Origin of the sequence: Pseudomonas sp. GXM4, assembly GCF_008923895.1 — a bacterium.
GTDB classification, from domain to species: Bacteria; Pseudomonadota; Gammaproteobacteria; order Pseudomonadales; family Pseudomonadaceae; genus Aquipseudomonas; species Aquipseudomonas atacamensis.
On sequence record NZ_WBRZ01000194.1, the window covers coordinates 1 to 10,545 of the forward strand.

Genomic DNA, 10,545 nt, shown 5'->3' on the forward strand with positions numbered 1-10,545 from the left:
GGGCAAGATGTTACGTCGGTGAGACGCCCGGTTTGCGGGGTCTTCGCAGAGTGTAGCGAGCAAATGCACGGGCACACCAGCGCAGAAAAAATCCGCCGCAAAGAAAAACACATTCACTCACCGGGGGCCTTTCGCGCATCATGGGCGCATTCAGCTCAAGGGAGATTTCCATGCGCTTCATGCCGTCCGTTTTGCGTTGTGCCGCACTGTCGCTGGGCGTGGTGTTCGCCACCTCGGCGCTGGCTGCCGATGAACTGCAATTGATCGAGTCGATCAACAGCTATCGCAGCCAGCCGCAGCGTTGCGGCACGCAGGCGTCAAACGAGTTGCCACCGCTGTCGGCCGATCCACGTCTGCGCCTGCCCGCCAGCGGCGCGGTCGATCTGCAGCAGGCCATGACCAGCGCCCACTACCCGATGGTCAACGTGCAGGCGATCACCCTCAACGGCCCGCGCGATGCGGCGGCGGCGATGCAGGCGATCAAGGAAAGCTTCTGTAAGGTGGTGCTCGATCCGCAGTTCGTCGATATCGGCGTCAACCGTGTCGACCGCGACTGGCGCATCGTTCTCGCGCGGCCGTTGCTGAGGGCGAAACTCGGCGATGCACAAAGCGAAGGGCAAAAGCTGCTGGCGCAACTCAATACCGCGCGCGGCCAGGCGCGCCAGTGCGGCGGCCAGTCCTTCGCGGCGGCAGCACCGCTGGCGTGGAATGCCACGCTGGGCACGGTCGCTCAGGATCACAGCCGCGACATGGCCAACAATAACTACCTCGACCACAAGGACCGCGACGGCCGCACGCCGGGCGACCGCGCCGAGCTGTCCGGTTACAGTGGGCAACTGGTCGGCGAGAACATCGCCGCCGGGCAAGACACCGTCGGCAAGGTCGTCGACGGCTGGCTCGCCAGCCCCGGGCATTGCGCCAATCTGATGAATCCGCAATATCAGGAACTGGGCGCCGCGTACGCGACCGATCCGAAAAGCAACGCCGGCATTTACTGGACGGCGATGTTTGGTGCACCGTAAGGCATCATCGACGCCGTCAATCACTCGGTCAGCCAGAGTGATTGGACGGCATGGCGAACGCAGCCTACCCTGCGCGATCTACGCCCGCTGACGGCGTTCCACATCCACGAGGCGAGCCCATGACACAGCGTGAATTGATCGATGGTCACAACCGCCGCGTGGATTATCTGCGCCTGTCGGTCACCGACCGCTGCGATTTTCGCTGCGTCTATTGCATGGCCGAGGACATGCAGTTCCTGCCGCGCCAGCAGATCCTCACCCTCGAAGAGCTGTTCCAGGTGGCGCAAAGCTTCGTCGCCCTCGGCACGCGCAAGATCCGCCTCACGGGTGGCGAGCCGCTGATCCGCCCCGGCGTCGTGCAACTCTGCGAACAGATCGCTGCCCTGCCCGGCCTGCGCGAACTCTGCCTGACCACCAACGGCTCACAATTGGGCCGACTGGCCCAGCCGCTGTTCGACGCCGGGGTCAAGCGCCTGAACATCAGCCTCGACAGCCTCGATCCGCAGCGCTTCAAAGAGCTGACCCGTACCGGCGATCTGGCGCAGGTCATCGACGGCATCGATGCCGCGCGTGCCGCCGGGTTCACCCGCACCAAGCTCAACTGCGTGGTGATGCAGGGCCGCAACGATCACGAGATCAACGATCTGGTCAGTTTCGCCATCGAGCGTGATCTGGATATTTCCTTCATCGAAGAGATGCCGCTGGGCGCGATCGCCGAACACAGCCGCGCCGAATCCTTCTACTCCAGCGCGCAAGTACGCGAACGCATCGCCGAACGTTTTACCCTGATCGACTCGACCGAATCGACGCAAGGGCCGTCGCGCTACTGGCGCGTGGCCGAAGCGCCGAACATTCGCCTGGGCTTCATTTCACCGCACAGCCACAACTTCTGCGGCACCTGCAACCGCGTGCGCCTGACCGTCGAAGGTCGCTTGCTGCTGTGCCTGGGCAACGAGCATTCGATGGACCTCAAAGCGGTATTGCGTGCTCATCCGGGCCACCCGGAACGTCTGGAAAACGCGATCATCGAGGCCATGAAACTCAAGCCGTATCGACACAACTTCGAAGTCAACGACGACGTGCAAGTGGTGCGTTTCATGAACATGACCGGCGGCTGATTCGCCGCGCAACCGGGACCGCGAGATGATCGTCAGACCGAGACCCAATCAGTTCGCCGTGCTGTTCACCCTCAAAGGCTCGATCGCCAAACGCATCGCCGTGCGCACCTTGATGCTGACACTGCTGGCGGCAGCGATTGTGCTGATCGAACTTCTGGTGCCGAGCTACTTCGCCCAGATCAATTCGACGCCGTTCACCCTGCTCGGCCTGTCGCTGTCGATCTTCCTGAGCTTTCGCAACAACGCCTGTTACGACCGTTGGTACGAAGGACGCAAGGCCTGGGGCGAGGTGCTGCTGCGGGTGCGCGCGGTGATGCGCGAAACCCAAGGCATCGATGACACGCGCCTGCGTGGGCAACTGTTGCGCAACCTGTGCGGTTTCGCCCACGCGCTGAATGCAAGGCTGCGTGGAGACAGCGAGGAGCAGGCCAGTGCCGACTGGGTCAGCCCGCCGATCGATGGGGCGGCGCCGGATCACTGCGGACAGATCCTTCATCAGGTCGGGCGCCAGTGTTCCGAGCTGGAAACGGCCGGTGTGCTGTCGCCATGGCGTTATCAACTGCTGGCCAATCACCTGACCTGCCTGAGCCAGGCCCAGGCCGTGTGCGACAGAATCAAGAACACGCCACTGCCCTTCCCTTACACCCTGCTGCTGCACCGCACCATCTACCTGTTCTGCCTGTTGCTGCCCTTCGCCATGGCGCAATCGCTGGGATGGTTGACGCCGCTGTTCACGGCGATTGTCAGCTACACCTTTTTCGGCTTCGACGCGATTGCCGATGAACTCGAAGACCCGTTCGGCCGCGATGAAAACGATCTGCCGACCGATGCACTGGTGCGCACCCTGGAGCGCGATGTGCTTTACGAACTCGGCGTATCGCCGTTGCCGCCCGCGCCGGAGCCGGACGATTACGTGCTGCGCTGATGACGCCGTAAAGCGCCACCGACGAATCTTCCATTTACACGCGCGCAAATTCCCCCTTACTATCCGGGCACACCGGTCGCCGGGCCTGCCCTGCCGCCGACGCTTTCCGCCAACGGAAACACGCGTTATGAGTACGTCACCACAACAACCGCAAAGGTTGCACGTCTCTGCTGTACGCGCCCACTGCAACAGGGGCCGCGTATGAACCGCATCGTCAATCTGCCCATGGCCCTGCGCCGCTCCAAGCTGCGTCACTCCGCACGCCCGCCGGATATCGCCGTTCCTGCCTGATCGCGTGAGCTGAAACCGCGACAGTCAATTTCCCGATTTTCCTGATATCCCTGCCGGGACACTTACGCCTTTTTGTCGCGTCGTGTCCGGCCGAATCTGCGCGCCTGTGCGGCGCCACCGTGAGTGATTTGCCATGAAATTCGCAGCCATTGAAGACGCACGCCTGTTCCTCGAACAGAACCCCGATATCGACATGATCGAACTGTTCATTCTCGACGCCAACGGCGTGCCGCGCGGCAAGCTGTTGCACCGTGAAGAACTGCTCGCCGTGTATGAAAGCGGCCGACCACTGCCGAGCACCATCCTCGGCCTGACCGTACAAGGCGAGGACGTGGAAAACTCCGGACTGGTCTGGGACGTTGGCGACATCGACTGCCGCGCCTATCCGCTGCAAGGCAGCCTGGTGAGCCTGCCGTGGCGGCAGATTCCGACCGCTGCGGTGCAGGTCAGCATGCACCCGAGCGAGGGCATGCCGGCGAGCATCGCTGACCCTCGGCACCTGCTGATCAAGGTGATCGACGGACTCAAAGCCGAGGGTTTCCACCCGATCATGGCCTGCGAGCTGGAGTTCTATCTGCTCGACGCCAAACGCGATCACAACGGCCGCCCGCAACCGTCGCGGGACGCTGACGGCGGGCGACCGCGACACACGCAAGTCTACGGTTTGCGCGAGCTGGAACAGATCGAGCCGTTTCTCGCCGACCTTTACAGCGCCTGCAAACTGCACGGCATTCCGGCGCGCACGGCGATCTCCGAATACGCCCCGGGGCAAGTGGAAATCACCCTCGAACACGGCGATGCGCTGGAGGCGATGGATCAGGCGGTGCGCTACAAACGTCTGGTCAAAGGCGTGGCGCACAAGCACGGCATGCAGGCAACGTTCATGGCCAAGCCGTTCGATGATCTGGCCGGCACCGGCATGCACATGCACGTCAGCCTGGCCGATGCCGAGGGGCGTAATTTGTTCGCTTCTGAAGACCCGGCCGGCACACCGCTATTGCGCACGGCGATCGGCGGCATGCTCGCCTCGCTGCTCGATTCGCTGCTGCTGTTCTGCCCCAACGCCAACTCTTACCGGCGTTTCCAGGCCAACAGCTACGCGCCACTGGCGCCGACCTGGGGTGTCGACAACCGCACCGTCAGCCTGCGCGTACCCGGCGGGCCGGCGCCGACACGACACATCGAACACCGCATCTGCGGCGCCGATGCCAACCCTTATCTGGCAGCGGCAGCGATCCTCGCCGGCATTCATCGCGGCATCCGTGAAGAGCTGGATCCGGGGGCGCCGGTCGAGGGCAATGGTTATGCCCAGGCAAAAGAATTGTTGCCGACCGATTGGCTGACGTCGTTGCAGGCGCTGGAAAATTCCGCGTGGGCACGGGAGGCGTTGGGCCAGGAATTCCTTGGGGTGTATCTGGCGGTAAAGCGTGCCGAGTATCGCCAGTTCATGGCTGAAGTGGGTGAGCAGGATTGGCGGTGGTACCTGACCGAGGCCTGATTCCTTACCACCAAACCCTGTGGGAGCTGGCTTGCCAGCGATGAGGCCGGCACATTCACCATCGGCGGTGACTGACAGTTCGCTATCGCTGGCAAGCCAGCTCCCACAGGAATTGCACTTCGATTTCAAAATTTGTGTGGACCCCGACATGACCATTCGCTGCAATTCCTACTACACCGCCACACTCAACCACGACACCGACTACCCGACCCTACAAGGCCGGCACAAGGTCGATGTGGTGATCATCGGCGGCGGTTTCACTGGCGTCGCCACTGCCGTTGAACTGGCGGAAAAAGGCCTGAAAGTCGCCATTGTCGAAAGCCACAAGATCGGCTGGGGCGCCACCGGGCGCAATGGCGGGCAAGTCACCGGCAGCCTTTCCGGCGACGGCGCCATGCGCAAACAGATGCGCGCGAAACTTGGCGATGACGTGGACGATTTCATCTGGCATCTGCGCTGGCGCGGGCATGAAATCATCCGCGAGCGCGTCGAGAAATATGCGATCCAGTGCGACCTCAAACACGGCCATTTGCACGCGGCGTACAAGCCGAGCCACATGGTCGATCTGCGCAAGGATTACGACGAAGCCGTGCGTCGCGGATTAGGCGATGAAGTGAGCCTGCTCGACCGCAGCCAGGTTCGCGACCTGCTGCAAAGCGAGCTCTACCACGGCGCCATCAAGAACACCCGCAACATGCACCTGCACCCGCTCAACCTGTGCATTGGCGAAGCACGCGCAGCCGAGAGCCTGGGCGCGCTGATCTTCGAAAACAGTGAAGTGCTGGAGATCATCCACGGCGACACACCTGGCGTGCGCACCGCTCACGGTCAGATCGACGCCAATCAAGTGATGCTCGCCGGCGATGTCTATCACAAGCTCGAACCGGGCCAGCTCAAGGGCAGGATTTTCCCGGCCATGGGCGGCATCGTCACCACCGCGCCGCTGGGTGATCTGGCGAAACAGATCAACCCAGAAGACCTCGCCGTGTACGACTGCCGCTTCGTCCTCGATTACTACCGGCTCACCGCCGACGGCCGTTTGCTGTTCGGCGGCGGCGCCAACTACAGCGGCAAGGATTCGCGCGACATTGCTGCGGAACTGCGCCCGTGCATCGAGCGCACGTTCCCGGCGCTAAAAGGCGTGCCGATCGATTACCAGTGGAGCTGCGCGATGGGCATCGTCATCAACCGCATCCCGCAACTGGGCAAGCTCTCGGACAACGTCTGGTATTGCCAGGGCTACTCGGGACACGGCATCGCCACCACACACATCATGGGCGAGATCATGAGCCGGGCAATCACCGGGCAAATGGAACAGTTCGATACCTTCGCCGCGTGCCAGCACATCCGCGTGCCAATGGGCGACCTGCTGGGCAACCCGTTGCTGGCGGCGGGGATGTGGTATTACCAGATGCTCGAGCGGTTGCGCTGATCCATTACCCGTAGGAGATGCCGAAGGCTGCGATCTTTTGATCCTGCTTTTAAAAGTCAAAATCAAAAGATCGCAGCCTTCGGCAGCTCCTACAAAGTCATTTATTCACTGCAGATCCCCTGTGGGAGCGAGCCTGCTCGCGAAGAGGCCCTCAAACCCCACACAAACTCAATCCGGCAACTGCTCCACGACAATACCCAACCGCCGATAATCCTCGACATTCCCCGACCCGGGATGCCGCTCGGTAATCAACATATGCAGGCGCGTACACGGCGCCACCAAAAACGGCTCCACCGCGCCCAACTTGTCTGACGTGGTCACCGCAATCACCCGCGTTGCACTGTCGAGCATCGCCTGTTTGATCGGCACTTCATCGAAATGCAGCGAGGTAATCCCGACCTCGGGATGAATCGCACACACCCCGGTAATCGCCAGATCCGCCTTGATTCCGGCCAGCAGTCGCAGCGCTTCCTGACCACTGGCCGACATCGAATGCGGATTCAATTCACCGCCCGCCAGAATCACTTTCACGCCTTTGTATTCGGACAAGGCAATCGCCGTCAGTGGGGAAGCGGTCACGGCGGTGATGCGGATATCGGACGGTAACGCGCGCGCCACCTGCAACGTGGTCGAGCCGGAATCGAACAGCACAATCTGCCCGTCCTCGATGTGCTGCGCCGCCAATTGCGCCAGGCGCACCTTGACCTCGTCGGTCTCATCCAGACGGGTGAAGTAATCTTTGCCCGAGTCTTTCGGTCGCGGCAGCGCCCCGCCATGCACCCGCTGCACCAGTCCGGCGCTGTCCAGCTCGGCGAGGTCGCGGCGGATGGTGTCCTCGGACACCGCGAAATGCTGGCTCAGCTCGGAGGCCATGACCTTGCCGTCACGCTCGAGAAGCAAAAGGATTTTCTGCCGACGCAGGGACGGCAATTCAGCGATGGAATGGTCGTGCATGGTTATGCCTGTTTGTGCTTGTAGTTGCAGGTTTCAGCGACACTAGCGAAAGTCTCAGGCAAATACAAACGCAACGGCTATCAATGCTTTCGATCATTGGAATCAACACGGCGAATTTTTTCTTTGCGCTGCGCCTGTTCACAATGGCCCCACTCTCAAAAGCTCAGGATGAACAGCCCATGAATCTCAATTTTGCCTTCGCCTGCATGATCGTCGTGTCATTCGCGATTGCCTTGGGCCACGCGTGACAGCAGGTCAAACCGAAGCCCGCAGTTGCTCACGAAGCCATTTATGCGCTGGATCACGATGCACTCGTTCAGCCCAGAACATCGCCATTTCATAGCCAGGCACCTGCAACGGCGCATCGACCACTTGCAGCCCTGGATTACCACTCACCAGGCGTGACGGCAGCATCGCCACCAGATCCGTACTTGCTAGCACCGACATCGCCATCAGAAAGTGCGGCACCGATAAAACCACTTTCCGCGCCAGTCCGACCTCGGCCAGCGCCTTGTCGGTCACGCCGAAAAAGCCCCCACCCTCACGCGACACCAACACGTGCTCCAGCGCGCAAAACTGCTCGCGGCTAGGCGCCTGGGTCAATCCCGGATGATCGATGCGGCCGGCCAGCACATAGCGTTCGGTGAACAACGGTCGTCGGTGCAACTCCGCCGGCGCATCCTCGGTGATATGCAAGGCCAGATCGAACACACCCTGCTCGGCCTGCTTGACCATTTGCGCAGGCGTCAGGTCAATGATCGCCAGCCGCGTGCCCGGCGCCCGTTCGCGTAAATGGCTCAGCGCAGGCAGCACGACAGTGGACTCGCCGTAATCGGTCGCGGCGATTTTCCAACTGTGGGTCGCCCGCGCCGGGTCGAACACATCCGCTGGCGCCACCGCCCTTTCCAACGCCTCCAGCGCTTCACGCAACGGCTCGCGCAGTTCATCGGCGCGGGCGGTCGGGCGCATGCCTCTTGGGCCGGGCAGCAACAGCGGATCGTTGAAAATTTCGCGCAGTCTGGCCAAGTGCACGCTCACCGACGGCTGCGACAGATGCAGGCGCTGCGCCGCGCGCGTGACGTTGTGCTCGGCGAGCAACACGTCAAGGGTAAGCAACAGGTTGATATCCAGGCGTCTCAAATTATTCATGGCTATACCAGACATATCAGACATTCATTTCAAATATACCGGGCGAGCGCCGATCCTGCAGTAATCCACTCAAGGAGTACGCGACATGAACGTATTGCTGGTTTACGCCCATCCCGAATCGACCTCGCTCAACGGCTCGCTGCGCGACTTCACCGTCCAGCGCCTGCAAACCGCCGGCCACACCGTGCAGGTCTCCGATCTGTACGCGATGAACTGGAAAGCCGTGCTCGACGCCGACGACGCACCGCAGCGCGACCCTTCGCAACCGTTCCACGCTTCCCTCGACTCGAAGCGCGCCTACGCCGACGGCACCCAGGCCGCCGACATCGCCCGCGAGCAGGAAAAACTGCTCTGGGCCGACGCGCTGATCCTGCAATTCCCGATGTGGTGGTTCAGCATGCCGGCGATCCTCAAAGGCTGGTTCGACCGCGTCTACGCCTATGGCTTTGCCTATGGCGTCGGCGAACACTCAGACAGCCGCTGGGGCGAGCGTTACGGCGAAGGCAAGATGAAGGGCAAACGGGCGATGTTGCTGGTTACCACCGGCGGCTGGGAATCGCACTACAGCCCACGCGGGATCAACGGGCCGATGGACGATCTATTGTTTCCGATTCAGCACGGGATTCTGTATTACCCAGGGTTTGATGTAGTGCCACCGTTTGTGGTGTATCGCACCAGCCGGATGGATGAGGCGCGCTATGCCGAGACCACTGAAGAAATGGGGTTGCGCCTGGATGAATTGTGGAGTGTGCGGCCGATCGGGTTTCGGCAGCAGAATGGTGGGGAATATGAGATTCCGGCGTTGACGTTGAAGGATGGGATTGCGCCGGATAGCAAAGGCTTCGACGCACACATCCGCTAGCACCGCACGGCCCTCACCCCAGCCCTCTCCCGGAGGGAGAGGGAGCTGACCGCGTTGGATGTTCGAGTTACACCGACCGGATATCTCGAGTTGAACTCAGCTTTTGAAAGGCACCGAGATCTGCTCCCTTCCCCCTCGCCCCCTTTGGGGGAGAGGGCTGGGGTGAGGGGGATGGATCTGGCTGACACGCCGCAATCGCCAGGCAGCACTGGCTTGCTTCAGGTTTCCTGGCGCACCCGCCTGACCTGCACCAACAACGCCGGGGCAAAATGCAGAAGCACCATCCGGCTCAGATGATGCGTCAGGATAAACACCACATTCAGCCCGCCACTAAACGCGACAATCGCAATCGTCTCGATTGCGCCCGGCATGTACGCCAGCCACAGCGACAGCGGATCATTGCCCAGCCAGCGCGCAGCCACCTCGGCAAACGCCGCTGCAACGAAGATCATCAAACCTACCGAAACCAAAGCGGTGCGCCCATGCCGCGCCAGTTCTGCGATGCCGAGGCCCTGAAAACGTGAGCCGATGCGCACGCCAAGAATCAGTGCGGCCAAGTTCAAACTCCACTCCGGCATGTGAAAGCCGTGCAGCCATCCCGTCTTCACAAACACAGCAGTGATGATGATCGCGGTGAGCATGAACGGCGCCGGGACGCCGATCAGCAACAGCAGGCGGCCGAGCAATACGCTCAGCGCGATGACAGCGATTGCGGTCAGCGCCATGCCGGTGGTCAACGGATCGCTGACCACTTCAGCCACCGCTGCTTGCCCGGGAATGAGCAAACTCACCAGCACGGTGATCAACAGCAGCCGCATCAGATGCACGATGATGACTTTGCTCGAAGCCTTTTCCGACTCGAGCAAATCGAACACTGCGGCCAACGCGCCGGGATACACCGCCAGCAGTGCATCGGTGCGGTTCCAGCCGGCACCGCGTGTCAGCCACCATCCGGCGAGTGCGATTTGTACGGTCAGGCAGATCAGCAACACGCCAAGGCTGGGCAACATCGTCGTCGCCGTTTCGCTGTCCCATGCTTCGAACATCAGCCCGGTGGCGATGCCCAGCGTGACCTGGATGTAGCCCAGTCCATAAGGAGTTGCCGGGGCGATGCCGGTTTTGCTGGCAAACAATGCGGTAACGACAATCGAACCCAGCAGCAAGCCGTGGGGTACGCCTTCAAACTGCAATAACGCGCCGAAACCGGCCGCAATCAACAAGCACACAATGGATTTCATAGTTCGCCTTCCTGGCTATTTTGTGAGACACCACCATTCCCTGGTAGGAGCTGCCG

The 10,545-nt window shown here is 61.5% G+C and carries 10 protein-coding genes; 7 read left to right on the plus strand and 3 right to left on the minus strand.

Features of this window, described 5'->3' with window-relative positions; all coding sequences use genetic code 11:
- Positions 1-170: 170 nt before the first annotated feature.
- The 5 genes from F8N49_RS20355 (at position 171) to F8N49_RS20375 (ending at position 6,286) form a co-directional block, all read left to right on the plus strand.
- Positions 171-1,022, plus strand: coding sequence for a CAP domain-containing protein (locus F8N49_RS20355; protein ID WP_151552310.1), 852 nt, complete (start codon positions 171-173; stop codon positions 1,020-1,022).
- A gap of 119 nt (positions 1,023-1,141) precedes the next feature.
- Positions 1,142-2,140 (plus strand): GTP 3',8-cyclase MoaA, encoded by a 999-nt coding sequence (moaA, locus tag F8N49_RS20360; protein ID WP_016775169.1) that lies wholly within the window; start codon positions 1,142-1,144, stop codon positions 2,138-2,140.
- Positions 2,141-2,165: 25 nt separating this feature from the next.
- Entirely contained in the window at positions 2,166-3,065 is a 900-nt protein-coding gene (locus tag F8N49_RS20365) for a bestrophin family protein (RefSeq protein ID WP_151552313.1), read from the plus strand.
- Between the two features lie 424 nt (positions 3,066-3,489).
- A complete protein-coding gene (locus tag F8N49_RS20370) occupies positions 3,490-4,854 on the plus strand; it encodes a glutamine synthetase family protein (protein ID WP_151552315.1) in 1,365 nt (454 codons plus the stop codon).
- A 148-nt stretch (positions 4,855-5,002) separates the two neighbouring features.
- Positions 5,003-6,286: an FAD-binding oxidoreductase gene (locus F8N49_RS20375; RefSeq protein ID WP_122747286.1), complete on the plus strand. Its 1,284-nt coding sequence runs from the start codon at positions 5,003-5,005 to the stop codon at positions 6,284-6,286.
- Between the two features lie 168 nt (positions 6,287-6,454).
- On the opposite strand, the gene F8N49_RS20380 is transcribed toward F8N49_RS20375, so the two are convergent.
- Positions 6,455-7,240 carry a DeoR/GlpR family DNA-binding transcription regulator gene (locus F8N49_RS20380; protein ID WP_122751055.1) on the minus strand — a complete coding sequence of 262 codons (786 nt, stop codon included), beginning with the start codon at positions 7,238-7,240 and terminating at the stop codon, positions 6,455-6,457.
- An 83-nt stretch (positions 7,241-7,323) separates the two neighbouring features.
- Between F8N49_RS20380 and F8N49_RS28070 the strand changes: the two genes are divergently transcribed.
- On the plus strand, positions 7,324-7,488 hold the full coding sequence (locus tag F8N49_RS28070; RefSeq protein ID WP_163012744.1) for a hypothetical protein: 165 nt from the start codon (positions 7,324-7,326) through the stop codon (positions 7,486-7,488).
- Positions 7,489-7,495: 7 nt separating this feature from the next.
- On the opposite strand, the gene F8N49_RS20385 is transcribed toward F8N49_RS28070, so the two are convergent.
- Complete coding sequence (locus F8N49_RS20385; RefSeq protein WP_071172828.1) at positions 7,496-8,389, minus strand: LysR family transcriptional regulator; 894 nt, start codon at positions 8,387-8,389, stop codon at positions 7,496-7,498.
- 85 nt (positions 8,390-8,474) lie between these two features.
- Here F8N49_RS20385 and F8N49_RS20390 point away from each other — a divergent pair, with 85 nt between their 5' ends.
- A complete protein-coding gene (locus F8N49_RS20390; protein WP_071172829.1) occupies positions 8,475-9,251 on the plus strand; it encodes an NAD(P)H-dependent oxidoreductase in 777 nt (258 codons plus the stop codon).
- Positions 9,252-9,469: 218 nt separating this feature from the next.
- Here the strand turns inward: F8N49_RS20390 and F8N49_RS20395 are convergent, their stop codons facing one another.
- Positions 9,470-10,489, minus strand: a complete 1,020-nt coding sequence (locus tag F8N49_RS20395; protein WP_122751057.1) for an AbrB family transcriptional regulator — start codon at positions 10,487-10,489, stop codon at positions 9,470-9,472.
- Between the last annotated feature and the right edge of the window lie 56 nt (positions 10,490-10,545).

Coding starts and splice junctions, on each gene's coding strand:
- F8N49_RS20375 (WP_122747286.1), top strand. CDS start 5,003: ATGACCATTCGCTGCAATTCCTACTACACCGCCACACTCAACCACGAC.
- F8N49_RS28070 (WP_163012744.1), top strand. CDS start 7,324: ATGCTTTCGATCATTGGAATCAACACGGCGAATTTTTTCTTTGCGCTG.
- F8N49_RS20365 (WP_151552313.1), top strand. CDS start 2,166: ATGATCGTCAGACCGAGACCCAATCAGTTCGCCGTGCTGTTCACCCTC.
- moaA (WP_016775169.1), top strand. CDS start 1,142: ATGACACAGCGTGAATTGATCGATGGTCACAACCGCCGCGTGGATTAT.
- F8N49_RS20390 (WP_071172829.1), top strand. CDS start 8,475: ATGAACGTATTGCTGGTTTACGCCCATCCCGAATCGACCTCGCTCAAC.
- F8N49_RS20385 (WP_071172828.1), bottom strand. CDS start 8,389: ATGAATAATTTGAGACGCCTGGATATCAACCTGTTGCTTACCCTTGAC.
- F8N49_RS20370 (WP_151552315.1), top strand. CDS start 3,490: ATGAAATTCGCAGCCATTGAAGACGCACGCCTGTTCCTCGAACAGAAC.
- F8N49_RS20395 (WP_122751057.1), bottom strand. CDS start 10,489: ATGAAATCCATTGTGTGCTTGTTGATTGCGGCCGGTTTCGGCGCGTTA.
- F8N49_RS20380 (WP_122751055.1), bottom strand. CDS start 7,240: ATGCACGACCATTCCATCGCTGAATTGCCGTCCCTGCGTCGGCAGAAA.
- F8N49_RS20355 (WP_151552310.1), top strand. CDS start 171: ATGCGCTTCATGCCGTCCGTTTTGCGTTGTGCCGCACTGTCGCTGGGC.